The organism is Nautilia sp. PV-1, from assembly GCF_004006315.1.
GTDB lineage: Bacteria > Campylobacterota > Campylobacteria > Campylobacterales > Nautiliaceae > Nautilia > Nautilia profundicola_A.
Genome location: NZ_CP026530.1, coordinates 147,501 through 170,995 on the forward strand (window position 1 = coordinate 147,501; position 23,495 = coordinate 170,995).

At 35.3% G+C, this 23,495-nt stretch carries 21 protein-coding genes, 6 tRNA genes and 2 rRNA genes (1 of these 29 only partly in view); 26 read left to right on the forward strand and 3 right to left on the reverse strand.

Translation table 11 applies throughout. The features are described 5' to 3' along the window. The 23 genes from C3L23_RS00800 to fusA all read left to right on the forward strand — a co-directional run. A 23S ribosomal RNA gene (locus C3L23_RS00800) occupies positions 1-727 on the forward strand (it extends 2,182 nt beyond the left edge of the window). A gap of 50 nt (positions 728-777) precedes the next feature. Beyond that, positions 778-893 (forward strand): 5S ribosomal RNA (gene rrf, locus C3L23_RS00805). Positions 894-1,407: 514 nt separating this feature from the next. Beyond that, entirely contained in the window at positions 1,408-2,229 is an 822-nt protein-coding gene (locus C3L23_RS00810; protein WP_127679273.1) for a hypothetical protein, read from the forward strand. Continuing rightward, a complete protein-coding gene (locus C3L23_RS00815) occupies positions 2,226-2,651 on the forward strand; it encodes a hypothetical protein (protein WP_127679274.1) in 426 nt (141 codons plus the stop codon). The genes C3L23_RS00810 and C3L23_RS00815 overlap by 4 nt, the downstream gene beginning before the upstream one ends. An 81-nt stretch (positions 2,652-2,732) precedes the next feature. Then, positions 2,733-2,809 (forward strand) — tRNA-Thr (locus C3L23_RS00820). A gap of 28 nt (positions 2,810-2,837) precedes the next feature. Beyond that, a tRNA-Tyr gene (locus tag C3L23_RS00825) sits at positions 2,838-2,923 on the forward strand. A gap of 4 nt (positions 2,924-2,927) precedes the next feature. Then, positions 2,928-3,004, forward strand: a tRNA-Gly gene (locus C3L23_RS00830). 107 nt (positions 3,005-3,111) lie between these two features. After that, positions 3,112-3,186: transfer RNA gene (locus C3L23_RS00835), tRNA-Thr, on the forward strand. Between the two features lie 63 nt (positions 3,187-3,249). After that, a complete protein-coding gene (tuf, locus tag C3L23_RS00840; RefSeq protein WP_127679275.1) occupies positions 3,250-4,449 on the forward strand; it encodes an elongation factor Tu in 1,200 nt (399 codons plus the stop codon). A 30-nt stretch (positions 4,450-4,479) separates the two neighbouring features. Continuing rightward, a complete protein-coding gene (gene rpmG, locus C3L23_RS00845; protein ID WP_012663752.1) occupies positions 4,480-4,632 on the forward strand; it encodes a 50S ribosomal protein L33 in 153 nt (50 codons plus the stop codon). 50 nt (positions 4,633-4,682) lie between these two features. Beyond that, positions 4,683-4,759, forward strand: a tRNA-Gly gene (locus tag C3L23_RS00850). A 5-nt stretch (positions 4,760-4,764) separates the two neighbouring features. Next, positions 4,765-4,840, forward strand: a tRNA-Trp gene (locus C3L23_RS00855). Between the two features lie 46 nt (positions 4,841-4,886). Continuing rightward, entirely contained in the window at positions 4,887-5,054 is a 168-nt protein-coding gene (gene secE / locus C3L23_RS00860; protein WP_246831074.1) for a preprotein translocase subunit SecE, read from the forward strand. Between the two features lie 8 nt (positions 5,055-5,062). Further along, positions 5,063-5,587 carry a transcription termination/antitermination protein NusG gene (nusG, locus tag C3L23_RS00865; protein ID WP_127679277.1) on the forward strand — a complete coding sequence of 175 codons (525 nt, stop codon included), beginning with the start codon at positions 5,063-5,065 and terminating at the stop codon, positions 5,585-5,587. Between the two features lie 10 nt (positions 5,588-5,597). Continuing rightward, positions 5,598-6,023: a 50S ribosomal protein L11 gene (gene rplK / locus C3L23_RS00870; RefSeq protein ID WP_015901971.1), complete on the forward strand. Its 426-nt coding sequence runs from the start codon at positions 5,598-5,600 to the stop codon at positions 6,021-6,023. Positions 6,024-6,064: 41 nt separating this feature from the next. Next, the gene (gene rplA / locus C3L23_RS00875) at positions 6,065-6,766 is read left to right on the forward strand and encodes a 50S ribosomal protein L1 (RefSeq protein ID WP_127679278.1); all 702 of its coding nucleotides are present in this window, start codon (positions 6,065-6,067) and stop codon (positions 6,764-6,766) included. An 85-nt stretch (positions 6,767-6,851) separates the two neighbouring features. Next, positions 6,852-7,331: a 50S ribosomal protein L10 gene (gene rplJ, locus C3L23_RS00880; RefSeq protein ID WP_127679279.1), complete on the forward strand. Its 480-nt coding sequence runs from the start codon at positions 6,852-6,854 to the stop codon at positions 7,329-7,331. 27 nt (positions 7,332-7,358) lie between these two features. Continuing rightward, positions 7,359-7,733, forward strand: coding sequence for a 50S ribosomal protein L7/L12 (gene rplL / locus C3L23_RS00885; protein WP_127679280.1), 375 nt, complete (start codon positions 7,359-7,361; stop codon positions 7,731-7,733). A 74-nt stretch (positions 7,734-7,807) separates the two neighbouring features. Further along, positions 7,808-11,947, forward strand: coding sequence for a DNA-directed RNA polymerase subunit beta (gene rpoB / locus C3L23_RS00890; protein ID WP_127679281.1), 4,140 nt, complete (start codon positions 7,808-7,810; stop codon positions 11,945-11,947). Then, the gene (gene rpoC, locus C3L23_RS00895; RefSeq protein ID WP_127679282.1) at positions 11,934-16,436 is read left to right on the forward strand and encodes a DNA-directed RNA polymerase subunit beta'; all 4,503 of its coding nucleotides are present in this window, start codon (positions 11,934-11,936) and stop codon (positions 16,434-16,436) included. Before rpoB ends, rpoC begins: the two co-directional genes overlap by 14 nt. Positions 16,437-16,551: 115 nt before the next feature. Beyond that, positions 16,552-16,935: a 30S ribosomal protein S12 gene (rpsL, locus tag C3L23_RS00900; RefSeq protein ID WP_015902097.1), complete on the forward strand. Its 384-nt coding sequence runs from the start codon at positions 16,552-16,554 to the stop codon at positions 16,933-16,935. A 234-nt stretch (positions 16,936-17,169) separates the two neighbouring features. Beyond that, positions 17,170-17,637 carry a 30S ribosomal protein S7 gene (gene rpsG / locus C3L23_RS00905; protein WP_127679283.1) on the forward strand — a complete coding sequence of 156 codons (468 nt, stop codon included), beginning with the start codon at positions 17,170-17,172 and terminating at the stop codon, positions 17,635-17,637. A 98-nt stretch (positions 17,638-17,735) separates the two neighbouring features. After that, a complete protein-coding gene (gene fusA / locus C3L23_RS00910; protein WP_127679284.1) occupies positions 17,736-19,817 on the forward strand; it encodes an elongation factor G in 2,082 nt (693 codons plus the stop codon). Positions 19,818-19,912: 95 nt separating this feature from the next. Here the strand turns inward: fusA and C3L23_RS00915 are convergent, their stop codons facing one another. After that, positions 19,913-20,842 carry a magnesium transporter CorA family protein gene (locus C3L23_RS00915; RefSeq protein WP_127679285.1) on the reverse strand — a complete coding sequence of 310 codons (930 nt, stop codon included), beginning with the start codon at positions 20,840-20,842 and terminating at the stop codon, positions 19,913-19,915. Positions 20,843-20,915: 73 nt separating this feature from the next. Next, positions 20,916-21,356 (reverse strand): hypothetical protein, encoded by a 441-nt coding sequence (locus C3L23_RS00920; RefSeq protein ID WP_127679286.1) that lies wholly within the window; start codon positions 21,354-21,356, stop codon positions 20,916-20,918. Positions 21,357-21,513: 157 nt separating this feature from the next. Here C3L23_RS00920 and modD point away from each other — a divergent pair, with 157 nt between their 5' ends. Continuing rightward, positions 21,514-22,341 (forward strand): ModD protein, encoded by an 828-nt coding sequence (gene modD, locus C3L23_RS00925; RefSeq protein ID WP_127679287.1) that lies wholly within the window; start codon positions 21,514-21,516, stop codon positions 22,339-22,341. Here the strand turns inward: modD and C3L23_RS00930 are convergent. Continuing rightward, positions 22,325-22,720: a DUF6858 family protein gene (locus C3L23_RS00930; protein WP_127679288.1), complete on the reverse strand. Its 396-nt coding sequence runs from the start codon at positions 22,718-22,720 to the stop codon at positions 22,325-22,327. The genes modD and C3L23_RS00930 overlap by 17 nt on opposite strands. A gap of 139 nt (positions 22,721-22,859) precedes the next feature. Here C3L23_RS00930 and C3L23_RS00935 point away from each other — a divergent pair, with 139 nt between their 5' ends. Together C3L23_RS00935 and C3L23_RS00940 are read left to right on the forward strand one after the other, a co-directional pair. Then, positions 22,860-23,162, forward strand: a complete 303-nt coding sequence (locus C3L23_RS00935) for a hypothetical protein (protein WP_127679289.1) — start codon at positions 22,860-22,862, stop codon at positions 23,160-23,162. Positions 23,163-23,188: 26 nt separating this feature from the next. After that, complete coding sequence (locus tag C3L23_RS00940) at positions 23,189-23,428, forward strand: YdcH family protein (RefSeq protein ID WP_127679290.1); 240 nt, start codon at positions 23,189-23,191, stop codon at positions 23,426-23,428. Positions 23,429-23,495: the final 67 nt, after the last annotated feature.

Below are 23,495 nucleotides of genomic sequence, written 5' to 3' on the forward strand. Positions count from 1 at the left end.
CGCCCTTGAGATACCACCCTTGGATATCCTGCCTACTAACCCGCAGCAGTAATCCTGCTGGGGGACAGTGCCTGGCGGGTAGTTTGACTGGGGCGGTCGCCTCCTAAAGAGTAACGGAGGCTCACAAAGGTTGGCTCATGACGGTTGGAAATCGTCAGAAGAGTGTAAAGGCACAAGCCAGCCTGACTGCGAGACAAACAGGTCGAGCAGAGACGAAAGTCGGTCTTAGTGATCCGGTGGTTCTGAGTGGAAGGGCCATCGCTCAAAGGATAAAAGGTACCCCGGGGATAACAGGCTGATCTCCCCCGAGAGCTCACATCGACGGGGAGGTTTGGCACCTCGATGTCGGCTCATCGCATCCTGGGGCTGGAGCAGGTCCCAAGGGTATGGCTGTTCGCCATTTAAAGCGGTACGCGAGCTGGGTTCAGAACGTCGTGAGACAGTTCGGTCCCTATCTGCCGTGGGCGTAGGAAGGTTGAGGAGAGCTGACCCTAGTACGAGAGGACCGGGTTGGACGAGCCACTGGTGTACCAGTTGTCCTGCCAAGGGCAGTGCTGGGTAGCCAAGCTCGGAAGGGATAACCGCTGAAAGCATCTAAGCGGGAAGCCCACTCCAAGATGAGCCTTCCCATGAGGGTGCAGGAAGACTACCTGCTTGATAGGCTGGGGGTGTAAGCCCTGCAAGGGGTTGAGCTGACCAGTACTAATAACCCGATTGGCTTTACTTGCGGTGATGGACAAGACTTTTAACAGCTAACTTTCAGTATATAGTATCAATCCTAGTGGGAAAAGCGTAGGGGAAACACCCAGTTCCATTCCGAACCTGGCAGTTAAGCCCTACAGCGCTGATGATACTGCACCTTTCAGGTGTGGGAAAGTAGGTCCCCGCTAGGATTTATAGTATATACTGTAAGTCCTAAAGCTGCCTATTCATCATTTCAATCAACTCTTTTTAATAACCTATATATGGGTCTGGCACCTAACGTTTACTATGTTTTCCTGTTATCTAACTTATTTTATTATTAAATATGCATAGATAAAATATTTGACGCTTCATATTTTAATTAATTTGTTCTACTTATTGTGTAAGATTAGTATTCGTTCATTGATTATTCATTATTAATATTTTAGATTTTATTGTTTTATTATATTTATTTTCTTTACAACATCATTTTTCTAAAATATATTAATAAAAATAATTTATCTAATAGATTCATTTATAATTGTTTTAAAATTTAAGTTAACAAGTAATTTAAATTTTACATTTATATTACATTTTTAACTTATTTTTTTACTATTATTCTAAAATTAATTTTCAATTTAATTTTTTACTATTACATTTGCAATTAAATGTACTTTTTTTTGGTAATATAATCTTACAAATATTGTTTTTTTAAAGGGCGGGGGTATGACACTTGATGAGTTCATCGATCATTATTTTGAGGAAATTGAAAAAATAAATACCTATCATTTTAATTTTTTAGTAACTCATAGATTCACTTTTCCTAAACATAATTATCTTCAATTAAAAAGATTTATTGATACTGCAACAAATTTTTTGTCTGAAATTGATGATAATTTATTAAGAGGATTGACGGCTAAATTATATGGTGATGTCGATTCATTATATAAATATTACCAAAAATTTAAAAAAAAGACTGAATATGACGAGTATGTGTTTGTTAATGATTATCTAATGGAAGTTGACAGATACAAGGAGTTAAAAAACAGCCACGAAATGCTTAAAACTGAAATTGAAAGTTACAATAAAAGTATACAGGACACAGAATTAAAATTAAAACGATTTAAAAAAGTACCAAAAGATGAAAAAGAACTTGCCGAGTATAAAAAATTAAAAAAGAAACATGTTGATTCTATTTACTATATATCTAAAATTAAAGATGAATATTCTGAAGTTAAGAAAAAAATGTCAGAGTTAGAAAAGTATGAAAGAAAACAGTTTATACCGAAATTTAATAAATACAAGGAAATGCATCTTAAAAAACTTGAAAAAATTATAAATGTAAAGTTGTACTATTATGAAAAGTTATTATGGTTGCAGGCTTCAGAATCTGATTTAATAAAAAAATTTTTTGAAGAGTCAAATATTGATGGAGAGTTCTCTACAAAAACATTTATAAATTACTATTTAAAACACATAGATACAAGTAAAAGTTCAAATGGCGACTGGTATTCATATTTAAATGAGCTATTAAAGGTAATAGAATGAATTTATTTACAGAATATACAGAGGAAGAAATTGAGTTTTTATTATCACTGACTAACAATAAATATATAAACTTAAAAAAAGAGGTTAAGTTTTTGGAAAATATTGATGACTATGTTATAGATAAAGAAATAAAAAAAATAACCGTTAAAGAATTTGATCAAAAAAAGGTTATAGAAGATAATTACGATTTATTATACGTTATAGATGGTGAACTTGTGATACTTAAAGATAGTAAAATAATTAAAAAAATTAAAAATGATGAAGTATTTGGAATTAATAAGTTATTACATAACGAAAGTTATTATCTAGTTACAATAAAAAATACTAAAATATGTTTTATGGAACTAAAGAGTAAAAAAAGTGTTCTAATCAAATTATTAGATTATACTGTTAAGAAATGCTGTGAGCAAAAAATAGTTTAATTTTGCAAAAAATAATAAAAAACTCTTGACATATAAAATCAATTTGCATATAATTTCAGTCCACAAAGACAAGTTGGAGATGCCGGCGTAGCTCAGTTGGCTAGAGCAGCTGATTTGTAATCAGCAGGTCGGGGGTTCGAGTCCCTTCGCCGGCTCCATGTATTTCAGCGTTTGACCAGTTATACTGGTGGGGTTCCCGAGTGGCCAAAGGGGACGGGCTGTAAACCCGTTGGCGTTTGCCTTCGAAGGTTCGAATCCTTCCCCCACCACCATTGAGCGGGCGTAGCTCAGTTGGCTAGAGCGTCAGCCTTCCAAGCTGAGGGTCGCGAGTTCGAGTCTCGTCGCCCGCTCCAGTCATGACAAACTGGGAGCTGAGCAAACTGCTTATAATTGTTGTCTGCTCATATACTCCCGAAATTACTAATGTTTTGTGTTATAAAACATTGCTAGCAGTGTTTTTGCCCATATAGCTCAGTGGCAGAGCACTTCCTTGGTAAGGAAGAGGTCGCCGGTTCAATCCCGGCTATGGGCTCCAGCAAGGCCTTGTTGGAGTTCATTAATAGAGCTAATTTTTAAAAATTTTAAATGGAGGAATAAAATGGCAAAAGAAAAATTCCAAAGAACCAAACCACACGTTAATATTGGTACAATTGGACACGTTGACCACGGTAAAACAACTTTAACAGCAGCTATTACTGGTGTTCTTGCTCAAAAAGGTCTTTCTGAAATGAAAGATTATGACAACATCGATAATGCTCCTGAAGAAAAAGAAAGAGGTATTACAATTAATACTTCACACGTTGAATATGAAACTGAAAACAGACACTACGCACACGTAGACTGTCCAGGACACGCAGACTACGTTAAAAACATGATTACTGGTGCTGCTCAGATGGACGGAGCTATCTTAGTTGTTGCAGCTACAGATGGTCCTATGCCTCAAACTAGAGAGCACATCCTTCTATCAAGACAGGTTGGTGTTCCGGCAATCGTTGTATTCCTAAACAAAATGGATATGGTAGACGACGAAGAACTATTAGAATTAGTTGAAATGGAAGTTAGAGAACTTCTTAGCGAATATGATTTCGACGGTGACAATGCTCCAGTTGTAGCTGGATCAGCACTTAAAGCACTTGAAGAAGTTAAAGCTGGAAGCCTTGGTGAATGGAGTGAAAAAATCCTTGAACTAATGGCAGCTGTTGACGAATATATTCCAACTCCGGAAAGAGATACTGAAAAAGATTTCCTAATGCCAATCGAAGACGTATTCTCAATTTCTGGTAGGGGTACAGTTGTTACAGGTAGAATTGAAAGAGGTACTCTTAAATTAAATGACGATGTTGATATCGTTGGTTTCAAACCTACTGTAACTACAAAAGTTACTGGTATTGAAATGTTCAGAAAAGAAATGGACGAAGCTCAGGCTGGTGACAACGTTGGTGTACTTCTAAGAGGTATCAAAAAAGACGAAGTTGAAAGAGGACAAGTTCTTGCTAAACCTGGAACAATTACACCTCATACAAAATTTGAAGCAGAAGTTTACGCATTAACTAAAGAAGAAGGTGGTAGACATAAACCATTCTTCAACGGATACAGACCACAATTTTACATCAGAACAACTGACGTAACTGGAAGTGTAATTCTTCCAGAAGGTGTAGAAATGGTTATGCCTGGTGATAACGTAAAATTAACTGTAGAACTAATCGCTCCAATCGCACTTGAAGAAGGTACAAGATTTGCTATCAGAGAAGGTGGTAGAACTGTAGGTGCTGGAGTTGTAACTAAAATTATCGAATAAGGGTTTTCCCCTTATTTTTAAAGGACAGAGATGAGAGAAATTATTCATCTAAAATGCCAAGAGTGTGGAAGATTTAACTATCACACTACAAAAGAAAAAAGAGCACATCCAGAAAAATTTGAAGTTAGAAAATACTGTAAATGGTGTAACAAACACACTGTTCACAAAGAATCTAAACTTTAATTTTCGGGCTTCTGCCCTTTCATTTAGACTTGTACAGCAGGTCTAAATGAGCGGGCGTAGCTCAGTTGGCTAGAGCGTCAGCCTTCCAAGCTGAGGGTCGCGAGTTCGAGTCTCGTCGCCCGCTCCACGTGTAGGGCAGTAGCTCCAATGGTAGAGCGGCGGTCTCCAAAACCGCTTGTTGGGGGTTCGAGTCCCTCCTGCCCTGCCATCAACCAATTTTTGGAAGAGGTAACATGGGTAAATTAAAAACATTAATGGACTATATTAAAGCAGCTAAAAATGAGTTGGATAAAGTAATTTTTCCGACAAGCACAGAAATAAAACAGTCATTTATCTCTGTAGTAGTAGTTGTAACTGTAGTTACGCTATTTTTAAGTTTAGTTGATTTAATCATGAGCGGTATTTTAAAAGCCGTATTATAAGGAAACATATGAACTGGTATGCATTACAAGTATATTCTGGAAGTGAGCTTAGTGTTAAAAAAGCTATTGAAAATTTAAAAAACGAATTAAATCTTCAAGACGTTATTGGTGAAGTAATTGTTCCGACTGAAGAAGTAATTGAAGTCAAAAACGGTAAAAAGAAAATATTTGAAAGAAGTATATATCCGGGATATGTTTTCTTAGAAGCTGATTTAGATACTGAACTTTGGCATAAAATCCAGTCTCTTCCAAAAGTTGGTAGATTCATTGGTGAATCTAAAAAACCAACTCCTCTAAAAAAAGAAGATATCGAGCTTATACTCGAAAAAGCAAAAACTAAATCTGCACCTAAACCAAAAGTTTCTTTTGAAGAGGGTGAGATTGTTAGAATTAATGAAGGTCCGTTTGCAAACTTCACAGGAGAAGTTGAAGATTTTGATTATGAAAAAGGAATGCTTAAACTAAATGTAACAATTTTTGGTAGAAGCACTCCTGTAGAAATACATTACACTAAAGTAGAAAAAATAGTATAAAGGATTAGGGATGGCAAAAAAAGTAGTAGAAGTATTAAAACTTCAAATCCCAGCAGGTAAAGCAAATCCATCACCTCCAGTTGGTCCAGCGTTAGGACAAAGAGGTATTAACATTATGGAATTCTGTAAAGCTTTCAATGAAAAAACTAAAGACATGATGGGCTTTACAATTCCTGTTGAAATTACAGTTTTCAGTGACAGAAGTTTTACATTCATCACTAAACAACCACCGGCAACTGATTTATTAAAAAAAGCTGCTGGAATTCAAAAAGGTAGTTCAAACCCACTTAAAGACAAAGTTGGAAAAATTACTAAAGCTCAGCTTAAAGAAGTGGCTGAGAAAAAATTACCAGACTTAAACACTGACGATATTGAACAGGCAATGAAAATTCTTGCAGGTAGTGCAAGAAGTATGGGAATTGAAATAGTAGATTAATACCACTGGCGTGGAAGCAAAAAATTTGCGTAGGAGAGAAAATGGCAAAAAAACATTCAAAAAGATATCAAGAGCTTCTTAAAAAAATAGACAAAGATGTATATGCTCTAAAAGAAGCTGCTGAAAAAGTAAAAGATCTTAAGTCTGCTAAATTTGACGAAACAGTTGAATTGGCACTTAAACTCGGTGTAGACCCAAGACACGCTGATCAAATGATCAGAGGTAGCGTAGTACTTCCTCACGGAACTGGTAAAAATGTTAAAGTTGCAGTATTAGCAAAAGGCGCTAAAGCAGATGAAGCTAAAGAAGCTGGTGCTGATATAGTTGGTGAAGAAGAAGTACTTGAAATGATTCAAAACGGAAACCTAGATTTTGACATTTTAATTACTACACCGGATATGATGGGTAAGCTTGGTAGATTTGGTAAAATCCTTGGGCCTAAAGGGCTTATGCCAAACCCAAAAACTGGCACTGTTACTATGGATGTTGCACAAGCGGTTAAAAATGCTAAAGCTGGACAGGTTAACTTCAGAGTTGATAAAAAAGGTAATATGCATGTAGGTATCGGAAAAGCAAGTTTCGATGCTGATAAAATATATGAAAATGCAGTAGCATTTATTGAAAAAATTAATAAAATGAAACCTGCAAGTGCAAAAGGTAGATACATTCAAAATGCGGCTCTAAGTTTAACAATGAGCCCAAGTGTAAAACTAGACGTAAACGAATTGACTGAATATAAATAAAAAGGCTTTGGCCTAAGTCTAAATGACTTAGAAAGCAGGTGGGATTTCCCTTAATTTCCTGCCGAGTCTAAGTGAAAGGAGCTTTATGAAAAAAGAATTAAAAAAACAAATCGTAGAAGAGCTCTCAAAAGAATTTACCAATGAAGTTAGCGTATTCTACGCAGACTTCAAAGGTCAGACTGTAAAAGATTTAGAGGCTCTAAGAAAAGCTGTTAGAGAAGCTGAAGGTAAAGCAAGAATAATTAAAAATACTCTTGCAAAAATAGCTTTTGCTAACAACGGTATTGAAGCTGAGTTTGAAGAAAACAATATTTTTATCTGGGGTGAAGATCAAATCACTCTTGCAAAAATAATTACAAAACATGCAGCTGCAAACAAAGACACTTTTAAAATTAAAGGTGCAGTAATTGAAGGTGAAGTAAAAGACGCTGCTTATGTTGATGAAGTAAGCAAACTTCCAACAAAAGACGAATTACTTGGAATGGTTGCATTTATGATGAAAGCTCCTGTTGCAAAATTTGCATGGGCTTTAAATAAATTAATTGAAAAAAAAGAATCTGAATAAAATAAAAAATAAATAGGAGGAGTTACTATGGCTTGTACATTTGAACAAATTTTAGAAACTATTGAAAACTTAACAGTTAAAGAATTAAACGAATTAGTAAAATTATTCGAAGAAAAATTTGATGTAAGCGCACAACCTACAGTTGTAGCTGGTGCTGCTGGTGGAGCTGCTGGTGGAGCTGCTGAAGAAAAAACTGAATTCGACGTAATTCTTAAAGATGCTGGTGCTAAAAAAATCAACGTAATTAAAGTTGTAAGACAAATTACTGGTGCTGGATTAAAAGAAGCTAAAGAAATCGTTGACGGTGCACCTTCAACAATTAAAGAAGCTGTAAGCAAAGAAGAAGCTGAAGAAATTAAAAAACAACTTGAAGAAGCGGGAGCAACTGTAGAAGTTAAATAATTTCTCCCCTTGCTTTTTTTTATATATTTTGATATATATACAATCTCTACTAAATATTCTGCGCAGGAGAGCCTATGTTAAACCAATTAAAATCAGCCAATAGATTAAGATTAGATTTTTCTAAAATCCCACAAATATTGGATATTCCGAATTTACTACATTTACAACAAAACTCTTTCCAAGATTTTATCAATCTTAAAGAGCCTGAAAAAAGTGGTATTCATAAAGTTTTTAAGTCAATGTTTCCGATTACAGATGCCCAAAACAGAATTACTCTAGAGTATGCCGGTATAGAATTTAAAAAACCGAAGTATACTGTTCGTGAATGTATGGAAAAAGGTCTTACATATTCTATACCTATTAGAATTAAAATCAGACTTATCGTTCATGAAAGAGATGAAAAAACAGGTGAAAAAATTGGTATAAAAGATATTAAAGAACAAACTCTTTATATTAGAGATATTCCTTTAATGACGGAAAGAACCAGTTTTATTATAAATGGAGTAGAAAGAGTTATCGTAAATCAGCTTCACAGAAGCCCGGGTGTTATTTTTAAACAGGAAGAAGCACAAAATTCAAATAAACTATTATATTCTGCTCAAATTATTCCTGACAGGGGAAGCTGGGTATATTTTGAATATGATGTTAAAGATGTTCTATATGTAAGAGTTAACAAAAGAAGAAAAGTTCCTGTAACAATACTTCTTAGAGCTATGGATTATTCTAAAGAAGATATTCTTAGAATGTTTTATCCAATTATTGATATCAGAATACGTGATAATAAATTTTTAATGCCTACTAAAGCTTTACAAGCAGGCAAGCTAGATTATGATTTAAAAGATCCAGACGGCAATATCATATTAACGGCAGGTAAAAGACTAAGCGATAGAAAACTTAAAAAAATTCAAGAGGAATTAGAGTTTGTCGAATATCCAATTGAAATACTTATAGACAGACATTTAGCTGAGCCTATTTATGATCCGGTAACAGGCGAAGTATTGTTTGATACGTTAACAGTATTAAATGAAGTTAAACTTAAAAAAATTCTCGAATCACAGATAGAAGATTTTAAAATTGTTAACGATTTGGCTGAAGGTGTTGATGATTCAATTCTTAGAGCTTTCCACCAAGATATCGAAACACTTAAAATTTTAAGACAGGTTGAGGGAATTGAAAACGAAAACGATTTAGCAAGAATCAGAATTTACAAAGTTATGAGACCTGGTGAACCTGCAACACCTCAAACAGCAAAAGAACTGTTTGATAAACTTTTCTTTGATCCTGAAAGATACGACTTAACAAAAGTCGGTCGTATGAAAATGAATCATAAATTGGGCCTAAACGTTCCTGATGACGTAACTGTTTTAACTTATCAAGATATTATTAAAACTATTCAATATCTAATTGGAGTTAAAAACGGGGTTGGTCAGATTGATGACAGAGATCATCTTGGTAACAGAAGAATTAGAAGTATCGGTGAGCTTCTGGCGAACAGACTGCAAGACGGTCTTGCAAAAATGCAAAAAACTATCAGAGACAAAATGACAACTGTTACAAATATAAATGATCTGCTACCAATGGATCTTGTTAATACTAAACTTGTAACAACAACGATACTTGATTTCTTTGCAACAGGTCAGCTTTCACAGTTCATGGATCAGACTAACCCGCTTAGTGAAGTTGCACATAAAAGAAGACTTTCTGCACTTGGTGAAGGTGGGGTTACAAGAGAGAGAGCCGGATTTGAAATCAGGGACGTTCATCCGAGCCACTACGGAAGAATATGTCCGATTGAAACACCCGAGGGTCAAAATATCGGTCTTGTTAATACACTTTCAACATATGCAAAAGTTAACGAGTTCGGATTTATTGAAGCTCCGTACAGAGTAGTAAAAGACGGTCGTGTAACAGATGAAGTGGTATATCTGACAGCAACTCAGGAAGAAGAAAAAACAATCGCACCTGCATCTGTTAAAATCGACGAAGAAACAGGTGAAATTCTTGATGATTTAATTGAAGCGAGAAAAGACGGTGAAATTATCCTTGTCGATAAAAAAGAAGTTGATCTTTACGACCTTAACCCTAAAATGATTGTAGGGGTTGGAGCATCACTTATTCCATTCCTTGAGCATGACGATGCCAACAGGGCATTGATGGGGTCAAACATGCAGCGTCAGGGTGTGCCTCTACTTAGAAGCGAAGCTCCGATGGTTGGAACTGGAATGGAAAAATACGTTGCGCGTGACGCGTGGCAAATTGTTAAGGCTAAAAGAGGCGGAAAAGTAATTAAAGTTGACGCTAAAAATATTTACATTTTAGGCGAAGACGAAAACGGTGCTTATATTGACCATTACGGACTTGAAAAATATCTAAGAACTAATCAAAACACATGTTTTGACCAAAGACCTATCGTAAAAGAAGGCGATGTAGTTAAAGCAGGCGACGTAATTGCCGACGGTCCGAATATGGATAACGGTGAACTTGGTGTCGGTAAAAACGTTATGGTTGCATTTATGCCTTGGAACGGATATAACTTCGAGGATGCTATTGTTCTAAGCGAAAGAATTATTAAAGACGATGTTTATACATCGGTTCATATTTATGAAGAAGTTTGTGAAGTAAGAGAGCTTAAACACGGACTTGAAGAAATTACAGCTGATATTCCGGGTGTTAAACCTGAATATTTAACTCATCTTGATGAGAGCGGTATTATTAAAATCGGTACATACGTAAAACCAGGAATGATTCTGGTAGGTAAAATTTCACCAAAAGGTGATGTGAAACCGACACCTGAGGAAAGACTACTTAAATCAATCTTCGGTGACAAATCAGGACATGTTGTAAACAGCTCGCTTTATGCACCTGCAAGTATGGAAGGTGTTGTAATAGACGTTAAGGTTTACACTAAAAAAGGTTATGAGCTTGACGAAAGAGCAAAAGCTGCATATGATGAAGAAAAAGCTAAAATTGAAGAAATTTATAAAAATCAGTTAAGCATCATTGATAAAGAAGAAGTTTTGGCTCTTGCAAATCTTTTAGCAAACAAACCTCTTGCAAAAGATGTAGAACTAAACGGTAAAACTTATAAAGCGGGAGAAAAACTTCCAAAAGATGAGCTTGTAAATATAAACAAATTTCTTCTTTTAAGTTTAGTAGAGTATTTTGACGATGCGACTGTTCAGGAGTTTGAAAATATTAAAGCTAAATATCTGAATGAGAAAGACAATATCAGAAAAGAATACGATGAAAAACTTGAAGTTCTTGAAAGAGATGACATTCTGCCAAACGGCGTAGCTAAAATGGTTAAAGTTTATATTGCCAATAAAAGAAAAATCAAAGTCGGTGATAAAATGGCGGGTCGTCACGGTAACAAAGGTATTGTAAGTATTATCGTACCGCAGGAAGATATGCCTTATATGGAAGACGGAAGAACTGTAGATGTTGTACTAAACCCTCTGGGGGTTCCTTCAAGGATGAACATCGGACAAATTCTTGAAGTACATCTTGGACTTGTAGGTAAAAACCTTGGTAATCAGCTTCAAAAAATATTAGAAGAAAAACAGGCTGATTATGTAAATAAATTAAGAGAAAAAATGAAAGAAATCGTTGAAGTTGCACATTTTGGTGAACATTATAAAGATTTCTTAGATTCACTTACAAATGAAGAACTTCTTAAATACGCTCAGGACTGGGCTAAAGGTGTGAAATTTGCAACACCTGTATTTGAGGGTGTAAATGAAGATGAGTTTAAAAAGCTGTTTGAACTAGCAAGAATTCCGGAAGACGGAAAAACTCAGCTTTATGACGGAAGAACGGGTGAGCCTATTAAAGAAAGAGTAAATGTAGGATATATGTATATGTTAAAACTTCATCACCTTGTTGATGACAAAGTTCACGCGAGAAGTATAGGACCATACAGCTTAATTACTCAGCAGCCTGTAGGTGGTAAAGCACTATTCGGTGGTCAAAGATTCGGGGAAATGGAAGTTTGGGCACTTGAAGCATACGGTGCGGCATACAACCTTAAAGAAATGCTTACAACCAAATCTGACGATGTTGAAGGTAGAAACAAAGCTTACAGAGCTCTTACAAGAGGAGAGAACGTTCCGATTGAAGGACTTAGTGAAACATTCTTTGTATTATCTAAAGAGCTTAGAGCGCTTGGACTTGATTTAGAGTTTTATAAAAAGGAAGAAGACAATGAAGAAATTTAAGTACGTAAAACTTGACTGGGATGAAGAGAACAGACCAAAAGACATAGATGCTGTTCAAGTTAAAATAGCATCTCCGGAAGAGATCCTTTCTTGGTCTTTTGGTGAAGTTAAAAAGCCTGAAACTATTAACTATAGAACTCTAAAACCAGAAAGAGACGGGCTTTTCTGTGCAAAAATTTTCGGACCTATAAATGATTATGAGTGTCTTTGCGGTAAATACAAAAAAATGCGCTATAAAGGTATTGTTTGTGAAAAATGTGGGGTGAAAGTAACATCTTCTAAAGTTAGAAGAGAAAGATTCGGTCACATTGAACTTGTAACTCCTGTAGCGCATATCTGGTATGTTTCAAACCTTCCAAGTAGAATCGGAACGCTTCTTGATATTAAAATGAAAGATCTTGAAAGAGTACTTTATTATGAAGCGTACGTTGTATATGAACCTGGTGACGCTCCCGTAAACAAAGGTGATGTATTAGTGGAAGACGAATACAGAAAACTTGTTGAGCTTTACGGTGATACAGGTTTCCATGCTGAAATGGGAGCTGAAATTATTAAAAGAATGCTTGAAGAGCTTGATTTAGCTGAAATGTATCATACGTTAAAAGAAGAGCTTAAAAACACAAGAAGCGAAGCAAGAAAAAAAGACATTGTTAAAAAACTTAAAATTGTTGAAGGTTTCTTAAACTCTGACAACAGACCTGAGTGGATGATTATGTCAGTAATTCCTGTACTTCCGCCAGATCTTAGACCTCTTGTTGCACTTGACGGTGGTAAATTTGCGGTTGCTGATGTTAACGACCTTTACAGAAGGGTAATTCACAGAAACCAAAGACTTAAAAGACTAATCGAACTTGATGCGCCTGAGATTATTATCAGAAACGAAAAAAGAATGCTTCAAGAAGCCGTTGACGCACTGTTTGACAACGGAAGAAGAGGTAATACTATTAAAGGTGCAAACAAAAGACCTCTTAAATCATTAAGTGATGTTATTAAAGGTAAAACAGGAAGATTTAGACAAAACCTTCTTGGTAAAAGGGTTGACTACTCAGGAAGAAGTGTTATCGTAGTTGGACCTAACCTTAGAATGGATCAGTGCGGTCTTCCTAAAAAAATGGCGCTTGAACTGTTCAAACCGCATCTAATCGGAAAGTTAGAAGAAAAAGGTTACGCGACGACAATTAAACAGGCAAAAAGACATATTGAAGAAAAAACACCTGAAGTTTGGGAATGTCTGCAGGAAGTTGTTGATCAGTATCCGGTACTTTTAAACAGGGCGCCGACACTTCATAAATTATCTATTCAGGCATTCCATCCGGTACTTATCGACGGTAACGCAATTCAATTGCATCCGCTTGTTTGTGCGGCATTCAACGCCGACTTCGACGGTGACCAGATGGCTGTTCACGTACCTTTAAGCCAGGAAGCAATTGCCGAAGCAAAAGTATTGATGTTAAGTTCTATGAATATTCTATTACCGGCTTCTGGTAAAGCTATTGCGGTTCCTTCACAGGATATGGTACTTGGTATTTATTATATTTCTCTTATGAAAGACGGAGTAAAAGGTGAACATAAACTGTTCGCATCACCTGAAGAAGTGCTTGCGGCATTTGACGAAGGTGCTGTGGATTTACACGCAAAAGTAAAAGTAAAAGTAAAAGGTGAAGTTGTTGATACAACTCCTGGTAGAATGATTTTACATTCAATCGCACCTGATTTTGTACCGGTTGAGATGTACAATAAGATCATGAAGAAAAAAGATATCTCAAACCTTGTAGATTATGTATATAAATACGGCGGACTTAAAGTAACCGCGGAATTTTTGGATAACCTTAAAAACTTAGGTTTCAAATATGCGGCAAAAGTCGGGGTATCTATTTCTGCTGCTGATATCGTAGTTCCGGAAGAAAAACAGCAAATCGTAGAAGAAGCGCTTAAAAAAGTAAAAGAAGTTCAGGAACAGTATAAAAAAGGTCTTTTAACTGATCAGGAAAGATACAATAAAATTATCGATATCTGGACAAAAGCCAACAACGATATCGCAGATAAACTGATGGAACTAATGAAAAAAGACAAAGACGGATTCAACTCAATTTATATGATGGCTGACTCAGGTGCGAGGGGTAGTGCGTCTCAGATTAAACAGCTTGCAGGTATGAGGGGTCTGATGGCAAAACCTAACGGTGAAATTATCGAAACACCGATTATCTCAAACTTTAAAGAAGGTCTAAACGTACTTGAGTTCTTCATCTCGACTCACGGTGCGAGAAAAGGTCTTGCGGATACGGCCCTTAAAACGGCAAGTGCAGGGTATCTAACAAGAAAACTTGTTGACGTTTCGCAAAACTTCAGAGTAATCATGCAGGATTGTGGAACTCATGAAGGTATCGAAGTTACTGATATCGCAGACGGTTCTACTCTTGTAGAAAGTCTAGAAGAGAGAATTTACGGAAGAGTTTTAGCGGATGACGTTTACGATCCGATTACTAACGAAGTGCTTTACACTGAAGGTACGCTAATTACAGAAGAAGAAGCGAAAGAAATCGTTAGAAAAGGTGTTAAATCTGTAAAAATCAGAAGTGCTCTTACATGTAAAGCGCCTAAAGGTATCTGTGCTAAATGTTACGGTATGAGTCTGGCAGAAAGAAGGCTTGTAAAAGTTGGTGAGGCTGTAGGTATTTTGGCTGCTCAGTCAATTGGGGAACCTGGTACACAGTTGACACTAAGAACATTCCATACAGGTGGTATTGCGGGATCTACTCAGGAAGAGAGACAAATTGTAGCTGAAAAATACGGATACATCAGATACTATAACATTGAAACATACGACAGAGACGGCAAAAAAATCGTTGCAAACAGAAGAAACGCGGCTGTATTATTAGTAGAACCGAAATTAAAATCGCCGTGTGACGGAATTGTAAGAATTGAAACACAGCACGAAGAAGTACTTGTTGAAATAGAATGCGATGACGGAACTGTTAAAAGATATTCATTAAGAAAAAATGACCTTGTTAAGGGTACTGAACTTGCAGGTATTGCAGGTAAAACCGAAGGAAAACTGTATATTCCTTATAAAAACGCAAGAGTCAGCAAAGATGATGCTATAGTTGAGGTAATTAAAGAAGCATGGTATATTCCTCAAAGAATACCTTACGGTGCTGAGCTTAAAGTTGCTGATGATGAACCGGTTCCTTTGAAAGTTGAGGCTAAAGCCAGCGGTATGGTTAAATTTTATAAATTAACGGGTGATCATTTAGAGAGAATTTATGATATTAAATCTGGAAGTGAAATTGGCCTTGATAATGAATATAAGGGTCTGTTTGCGGTTATTGTTGATGATAATGATAGAGAGGCAGACAGATATTATATTGTTAGAGGTTCTAAAATTCTTGTAGACGACAACGCTAAGATTAAAGCGGGTGATTTAATTGCCGAACCTATTAAAGGTGAGAGCAAAGTGATTGCTGAGTGGGATCCGTTTGCGAATCCAATCCTGGCTGAGGCTGACGGTGTTGTTAAATTTGAAGACGTAATCGACGGATTTACTGTTACAACTCAGGTGGATGAATTAACGGGTGAGAGCAGAATTATCGTAAAAGAATATTTACCAAAAGGTTATCAGCCAAGAATTTTACTTGCGAATAAAGAGAAAGTATTCGAATATGTGCTTGAGCCTAAAACAGTTATTCACGTTCAGGAAGGCGCTGAGGTTAAACAGGGTGATATCTTGGCTAAAACACCAAAAGCGGTTGCAAGAAGTGCCGATATTACAGGGGGTCTTCCAAGAGTTAACGAACTGTTTGAAGCAAGAAGACCTAAATCGCCTGCGATTATCAGTGAAATCGACGGTACAGTTAAATTCGGTAAAACCGTAAGAGGTAAACAAAGATTGATAGTTGAAGGTGAAACAAGCGTAAAAGAATACCTTGTACCTCAGGACAGACAAATCCTGGTACACGAAGGCGACTTTGTACATGCTGGGGAGAGACTTACTGACGGTATTATTTCAAGCTATGATATTCTTAACATCCTTGGAGAAAAAGCGCTTCAGCAATATATCGTTGCAGAAGTTCAAAAAGTATACAGACTTCAAGGGGTTAACATTAACGATAAACATATCGAACTTATCGTTAACCAGATGCTAAGACAGGTAAGAATCTTAGACAGCGGTGATACTAAATTTATCGAAGGCGACTTGGTAAGTAAGAAAATGTTTAATGAAGAAAATGAAAGAATTAAAAAATTCGGCGGCGAGCCAGCGATTGCAGAACCGATGCTTGTAGGTATCACAAGAGCGGCTATTCAGAGTGACAGCTTTATATCAGCAGCGTCATTCCAGGAAACAACAAGAGTTCTTACGGAAGCAAGCATTCAAGGTAAATTCGATTATCTTGAAGATTTTAAAGAAAACATTGTTCTTGGTAGGGTTGTACCTGTTGGTACTGGTATGTTCTATCATCATGAGAGAGATTTAAAACTAGATCACGAATAATTTCTCTCTTTTCCTTCCTAAAAGTCAATAATCTACAAAATTTCTTTGAAAATTCATTAAAATTTGATATTATTTCACACTAAAAAAGTTAGTAAAATCACAGAAAAGGAAAGCTATGCCTACTATAAACCAATTAGTTAGAAAAGGTAGAAAACAGGTAATTAAAAAATCTAAATCACCTGCACTTGTAAGCTGTCCTCAAAGAAGAGGGGTTTGTACAAGAGTATATACTACTACTCCTAAAAAACCTAACTCAGCTTTGAGAAAAGTTGCAAAAGTTAGACTTACTTCAGGTTATGAAGTAATTAGTTACATCCCGGGTGAAGGTCACAACCTACAAGAACACAGCATCGTGCTTGTAAGAGGTGGTAGGGTAAAAGACTTACCAGGGGTTAAATATCACATCGTAAGAGGTGCTCTTGATACAGCTGGTGTTAAAGGAAGAGTACACTCAAGAAGTAAATACGGTACAAAAAAAGCTGACGCAGGTAAGAAGTAATATAGTGTTTAAGCGAATAAGCGCTTAAGTTGTGAAGTAAAAGGTACAGATATATAAGTTATAGTTGGTTTTGGTTATAGTAGGAGCAACATTATAAGTGTAAAATGTAAAGTGAAAAGTTATTAATTTTTAATTTTTCACTTTTAACTTTTAACTTGAAATTGCTCCTCACTGCCAAAAGGTAGAGTAAGTCCTGTGAAATGCAGGGTAAAAAACTGAAGAGAAGGAGATATTATGAGAAGAAGAAGAGCCCCAAAAAGACCGGTAATGCCGGATCCGGTATATAACAGCGAAGTAGTTACAAAATTTATTAACAAAGTTATGTGGGACGGTAAAAAAACATTAGCAGAGAGAATCGTATACGGTGCGATTGAAAAATTAGACGAAAAAGGTGAAGAAAAAGGAATTGACCTATTCTTCAAAGCGATTGAAAACGTAAAACCTTTACTTGAAGTTAGAAGTAGAAGAGTCGGTGGTGCTACATACCAGGTTCCAATGGAAGTAAGACCTGAAAGACAGCAGACTTTATCAATCAGATGGATTGTTGACGCTGCAAGAAACAGAAACGAAAGAACTATGGTAGAAAGACTTGCAAACGAACTTTTTGATGCTGCAAACGAAAGAGGAGCGGCATTTAAGAAAAGAGAAGATACTCATAGAATGGCTGAAGCTAACAAAGCATTCGCTCACTATAGATGGTAAAAACAAATTAAAAATGAAAAGTGAAAAGTTAAAAATGATTTTTCTTTTCTTCTTTTCCCCTTTCAAATTTCACACACAATCACAAATAAGGAGATAATATGCCAAGAAAAACCCCTTTACATATGGTAAGAAACATTGGTATCGCCGCGCATATCGACGCAGGTAAAACAACAACTACAGAGAGAATCCTTTACTATACAGGTGTTTCTCATAAAATCGGTGAGGTGCACGAAGGTGCAGCTACAATGGACTGGATGGATCAGGAAAAAGAAAGAGGTATTACAATTACTTCTGCAGCAACTACATGTTTTTGGAAAGACCACCAAATTAACATTATCGATACTCCGGGACACGTTGACTTTACAATCGAAGTTGAAAGAAGTATGAGGGTACTTGACGGTGCCGTTGCGGTATTCTGTGCGGTTGGTGGTGTTCAGCCTCAGTCTGAAACAGTTTGGAGACAGGCAAACAAATACAGAGTTCCAAGAATCGCATTCGTTAACAAAATGGACAGAATCGGTGCGGATTTCTATAACGTTGAAAAACAGATCAGAGAAAGACTAAAAGCTAACGCAGTTCCAATTCAGATTCCAATCGGTGCGGAAGACAACTTCAAAGGTGTTGTTGATTTAGTTAAAATGAAAGCTCTTGTATGGGATGACGAAGCTGCGCTTGGAAGTAAATATGAAGAGCAGGAAATTCCTGAAGATTTAAGAGAAAAAGCTGAAGAATACAGAGAAAAAATGATTGAATCAGTTGTTGAAACTGATGAAGCGTTAATGGAAAAATATTTTGCCGGTGAAGAGTTAACTGAAGAAGAAATTAAAAATGCTATTAAAAAAGCTACAATTGCTATTGAGATCGTACCAATGCTTTGCGGTACTGCATTCAAAAATAAAGGTGTTCAGCCGTTACTTGACGCGGTAATCGATTATCTTCCGGCTCCTGATGAAGTTGACTGGATTAAAGGTATTGATCCTAAAACTGGTGAAGAAATCAGTGTAAATCCAAGTGACGACGAACCGTTTGCAGGTCTTGCGTTCAAAATTATGACTGACCCGTTCGTTGGTAAACTTACATTTACAAGATTCTATTCAGGTACAATTACTTCAGGTAGTTACGTACTAAACGCAACTAAAAACAAAAAAGAAAGAGTTGGTAGACTTCTAAGAATGCACTCAAACAAAAGAGAAGAAGTTAACGAATTCTACAGTGGGGAAATCGGAGCAATCGTTGGTCTTAAAAACACACTTACAGGGGATACTCTTTGTGATGAAAAAAGACCAATTATTCTTGAGAGAATGGAATTCCCAGATCCGGTTATCAGCGTAGCTGTTGAGCCTAAAACTAAAGCTGACCAGGAAAAAATGGCAATCGCTCTTCAAAAACTTGCTGAAGAGGATCCAAGTTTCAGAGTGACAACTGACGAAGAATCTGGACAGACTATTATTTCTGGTATGGGTGAGCTTCACCTTGAAATTATTGTAGACAGACTTAAGAGAGAATTTAAAGTTGAATGTAACACTGGTAAACCTCAGGTTGCATACAGAGAAACATTCAAAAACCAAGTTGAGCAAGAATACAAATACGCAAAACAGTCAGGTGGTAGAGGTCAGTACGGTCACGTATTCATCAGATTAATTCCACAAGAGCCTGGAAAAGGTTATGAGTTTGTTGATTTAATTAAAGGTGGGGTAATTCCAAGAGAATACATCCCGGCAGTTGATAAAGGTATCCAAGAAGCTGCTCAAGGCGGTGTTTTAGCTGGATTCCCGGTAGTTGACTTTAAAGTTGAACTTTTCGACGGTTCTTACCATGACGTTGACTCAAGTGAGATGGCGTTTAAACTTGCTGGTTCTATGGCATTTAAAGAAGGTGTTAAAAAAGCTAACCCTGTTATTCTTGAGCCGATCATGAAAGTTGAAATCGAAGTTCCAGAAGAGTACATGGGTGACGTTATCGGTGACATCAACAGAAGAAGAGGTCAGGTTAACTCTATGGAAGATGTACACGGAATCAAAAAAATTAACGCATTCGTTCCACTTAGCGAAATGTTCGGTTACTCAACAGACCTTAGAAGTATGACTCAGGGTAGGGGAACATACTCAATGGTATTCGATCACTATGAAGAAGTACCAAGCAACATTGCTGATGAAATTATCAAAGAAAGACAAGGTTAATTCCTTGTTTTTTTCTTTTTTATATTAAATAAGTGTCAGGCACCTTATGTGTAGACACAGAATACTTTTTTCACTTTATAAACTGAAGAAAAAAACTAAAACCAGTTTTTTCTTTTGAATAATATTACACCTAAGTAAGATAAAAAGAATGACCCGATTATTATAAACGGCAGTGCCCATTGTTTGTTTTCAATAAAAAGAGGGACATTCATACCGAATAAACTGTAAATAACGGTCGGAATCATTAAAATAATTGAAATTGAAGTTAGCTGTTTCATGACAATGTTTAAGTTATTGGATATTACGGAGGCAAACGCATCCATCATTCCGCTTAAAATATCAGAGTATATCTGTGCCATTGTTAAAGCCTGTTTATTTTCTATAATGGCATCTTCAAGCAAATCTTCATTTATTTCACTTTTTATGTTTTTTGAATGGTTAAGTTTTGCTAAAATAATTTCATTTGCTTTAATAGAGGTAATAAAATATACAAGACATTTTTCCATTTTTAATAGATCAATAAGCTCTTTATTTCTAATGGACTGTTCGAGGTCTTTTTGTATTAATGAAATGTATTTATTGATCTGTTTAAGATATCTTAAATAAATTTTGCCGGTTCTAAGAAATATTTTTAAAATAAAATTTAAATTATCAGGAATCTTTTTATAATATTTTTTTATAAGGTTAAGTTCGTTTATTGGAAGTATTTCATTTTCTTTTGCGCAGAGAGTTAAAATATATTCTTTGGTTATAAAAATACCTAACGGCACTGTAAAATACGGGATATCATTATTAATATCATATATAGGGATTCTAAGAATTATAAGAGTGTAATCATCTTCATATTCGATATGAGAAACTTCATCCGGGTCTAAAATATCATTTATTACGTCTGAGGGAAGGTTTAGTTCTGTTTTTAAATATTCCAGCTCTTTATCTGTAGGATTTACAACATTAATCCAACAGTTAGTTTCAATTTTTTCTATTTCTTCGATACCGCCTGTTAATTTAAAATATTTAACCATAACAAAACCTTCCGGCAGAGATAATAAATAATTATAATACTAATTTGTTTAAATGTCCATAAAAGAGGAAAAATTAAAGGAAAGATTTAATTTTTTTAAGATCCAGCTGTTTTAAAATATTTACATATTTATTGTAATCATTTCCGTAAAAAAGAAGTTTTAAGGTATATTTGTCATTCAACTGAACGGCAATTACCCCTTTTTGTAGTTTTTTATCAATATAAACCGCACTTTTAAAGCCGTTTATTGTTAAATGTTTTAATAAGAAATTTTTTGTGTCATTGTTTACATTTAATTTTAAAATACCCGGAATTCTGTTTTCAATTCCTATATAAACAATATTGTTGGAACATTCATATTTTTTAATAATTTTAAAAAAGTCATTTAATGCTATTGGGGCATTTTGCGGTGTATAATAATTGATACTTAAACATTGTGCAAAACTGTCTGGCAGAATATGAGGAGACAGTGCAAAAGAAAGGCTCGCTATTAACGGTAAAATTATTTTTTTCATTTCCCGCTCCTTGATGATGGGTTGTTTTAATAATTATAAATCTTTTAATTTAAAGATGTATTAAATTTGTGTTTTTTAACTGTTTATTATTGACAATGAAAAATAAAAGTTATAAAATGCGTTATATACAATTTTATATAACGAATAAGGAGTGTTAATGTTTTACACCTACGAAGAAATTGACAGGCTTGTTTCTGAAGATATGCCGTTTTTTGATTTGACTCAGAAACTTCTGGATATAAAAGAAAAAGGAAAAATTTCATTTTTTACCAGAAAAGACTGTATTGTAACTGCAAGTGAGCTTATAGAAAAACTGGCAAAAAAACTTGAGCTTAAAGTAGTATTTAAAGAAAAAGACGGACGATTTGTTAAAGCCGGAAGCAAACTGTTTGAAGCAGAAGGAGAAAATGTACTGATTTTATGGAAAGTTGCTCAAAATATATATGAATATGCATTAAGCGTGTCTACATATGTACATGAGATGACCGCAAAAGCCAGAAAACACAATCCAAACATAGAAATACTTACAACCAGAAAGGTAATTCCTTTTACTAAAAAGGTTGCATTACAGGCTGTTATCGACGGAGGAGGGCTGCCTCATAGGGTGACAACAACAGAAACGATACTTATTTTTGAAAATTACATTAACCTTTATGGAGGATGGGATAAGTTTTATAAAAATTTCGAGAAATTAAAACATAAATCTATAGAAAAAAAATGGGTAGTGGAAGCGAAAAATTTTGAACATGCCAAAAAACTTGTAGAAATAGGAGTGGATGTTTTACAGCTTGATAAACTGGATATTGAAACAACAGAAAAAATTGTAGAAATCGCGCATGAAAAAAATATAAAAGTGATAAGTGCCGGAGGAATTAATATAAATAATGTGGAAGAATATGCAAAAGCGGGAGTAGACAGTATCGTTACAACCGCTCCTTATTTTGCTAAAGGAGCGGATGTGAAGGTTGTTATAGAGTCTTTTTAAGCTCTTTTACCCAGCCTTCCATTACTTCGTTTGCGATTAATGCAGGAGCTTCTAGAAAAGCTATTTCAAATTTTTCAGTATATTCCGTTACGCTGATACTTCTTGGTCTTGCTGCTGTGATTTTACCGTTTGGAAGTTTGTTTCCAAAACAGAAAAGAACCAATTTGCAGTCTTTTATTTCCGGATTGATTTCACCGTTTTCAAGCGATGAGGTGTGTGCGTAATGATCGAATTCACCGATATATGTACAAACAGGGTGTGAATTGATTTTTTCTTTGAAAAATTCGATAATTTCCTGAGCCGTTTTATAATGAGTTTCATTTTTTTCTACGTCTAATACGAATACAGGATATTTTTCCTGAACTATCATCTGTTGCATATATTCTCCTTTTTTTGGAGCGAAGTGTATCATAAATAAGGATAAATTATATCTGTTATAAGTAAAAATTATGTAATAAAAATATTTTAAATTTTTTTACAGTATTAAAGTGCTATAATTTCAACAAAAAAGGGTGAACATGGCTTATATGCTTATAATAGACAATGAAAATAAAAAAATAGAAATTCACTCTGATATGTGTGACGTTGTTTTTGACAAAAAAGAAGAGCTTTTTCTTGATCCGAACTGGGAATTTATTCCGTTTCATTACTATTCCGAAATAGAGGAATATTTAAACAATACGGAAGATTTTGAAGTTGTAGAATGTGAAATATGCAAACCTGTAGAAAATAAAGAGTCTCTTGATGAAGATTATGATGATATTTACGAAGAATTTGACGAAGATGAAGATTATGACGACACAAGATGTGATATAATATAGTTACAAAATATTTAAAAGGAGAAGATATGTTTAAAGAATGTTGCCCTGAATTAATACCTGTTATGGAACAAGTTGCGGCAGAAAATCCACATATAGCTAAATTAATCGAAAGACATCAAGAACTTAATAAAATAATTGATGAAGTTGAAGCAGGAAGAGAGCATATGGACGAACTTGAGCTTGAAAAACTTAAAAAAGAAAAACTTCATATTAAAGACGAAGTGTATGCGGCGGTAGTCGAATATAAAAAAGAAAAAGGAATTTAATCCTTTTTCGCAATTTTTTTCTATCTTAATATCTGACTTTCTTATATACTTTCCCAAAAAAAGGTGT

What these genes read in the sequence shown, in the direction of transcription:
- rplA (WP_127679278.1), top strand. Translation starts at nt 6,065, where the DNA reads ATGGCAAAAAAACATTCAAAAAGATATCAAGAGCTTCTTAAAAAAATA.
- modD (WP_127679287.1), top strand. Translation starts at nt 21,514, where the DNA reads ATGTTTTACACCTACGAAGAAATTGACAGGCTTGTTTCTGAAGATATG.
- nusG (WP_127679277.1), top strand. Translation starts at nt 5,063, where the DNA reads ATGAACTGGTATGCATTACAAGTATATTCTGGAAGTGAGCTTAGTGTT.
- C3L23_RS00930 (WP_127679288.1), bottom strand. Translation starts at nt 22,720, where the DNA reads ATGCAACAGATGATAGTTCAGGAAAAATATCCTGTATTCGTATTAGAC.
- C3L23_RS00935 (WP_127679289.1), top strand. Translation starts at nt 22,860, where the DNA reads ATGGCTTATATGCTTATAATAGACAATGAAAATAAAAAAATAGAAATT.
- rplJ (WP_127679279.1), top strand. Translation starts at nt 6,852, where the DNA reads ATGAAAAAAGAATTAAAAAAACAAATCGTAGAAGAGCTCTCAAAAGAA.
- rpoC (WP_127679282.1), top strand. Translation starts at nt 11,934, where the DNA reads ATGAAGAAATTTAAGTACGTAAAACTTGACTGGGATGAAGAGAACAGA.
- C3L23_RS00815 (WP_127679274.1), top strand. Translation starts at nt 2,226, where the DNA reads ATGAATTTATTTACAGAATATACAGAGGAAGAAATTGAGTTTTTATTA.
- rpmG (WP_012663752.1), top strand. Translation starts at nt 4,480, where the DNA reads ATGAGAGAAATTATTCATCTAAAATGCCAAGAGTGTGGAAGATTTAAC.
- tuf (WP_127679275.1), top strand. Translation starts at nt 3,250, where the DNA reads ATGGCAAAAGAAAAATTCCAAAGAACCAAACCACACGTTAATATTGGT.
- rpsG (WP_127679283.1), top strand. Translation starts at nt 17,170, where the DNA reads ATGAGAAGAAGAAGAGCCCCAAAAAGACCGGTAATGCCGGATCCGGTA.
- C3L23_RS00810 (WP_127679273.1), top strand. Translation starts at nt 1,408, where the DNA reads ATGACACTTGATGAGTTCATCGATCATTATTTTGAGGAAATTGAAAAA.
- C3L23_RS00940 (WP_127679290.1), top strand. Translation starts at nt 23,189, where the DNA reads ATGTTTAAAGAATGTTGCCCTGAATTAATACCTGTTATGGAACAAGTT.
- rpoB (WP_127679281.1), top strand. Translation starts at nt 7,808, where the DNA reads ATGTTAAACCAATTAAAATCAGCCAATAGATTAAGATTAGATTTTTCT.
- rpsL (WP_015902097.1), top strand. Translation starts at nt 16,552, where the DNA reads ATGCCTACTATAAACCAATTAGTTAGAAAAGGTAGAAAACAGGTAATT.
- fusA (WP_127679284.1), top strand. Translation starts at nt 17,736, where the DNA reads ATGCCAAGAAAAACCCCTTTACATATGGTAAGAAACATTGGTATCGCC.
- rplK (WP_015901971.1), top strand. Translation starts at nt 5,598, where the DNA reads ATGGCAAAAAAAGTAGTAGAAGTATTAAAACTTCAAATCCCAGCAGGT.
- rplL (WP_127679280.1), top strand. Translation starts at nt 7,359, where the DNA reads ATGGCTTGTACATTTGAACAAATTTTAGAAACTATTGAAAACTTAACA.
- secE (WP_246831074.1), top strand. Translation starts at nt 4,887, where the DNA reads ATGGACTATATTAAAGCAGCTAAAAATGAGTTGGATAAAGTAATTTTT.
- C3L23_RS00915 (WP_127679285.1), bottom strand. Translation starts at nt 20,842, where the DNA reads ATGGTTAAATATTTTAAATTAACAGGCGGTATCGAAGAAATAGAAAAA.
- C3L23_RS00920 (WP_127679286.1), bottom strand. Translation starts at nt 21,356, where the DNA reads ATGAAAAAAATAATTTTACCGTTAATAGCGAGCCTTTCTTTTGCACTG.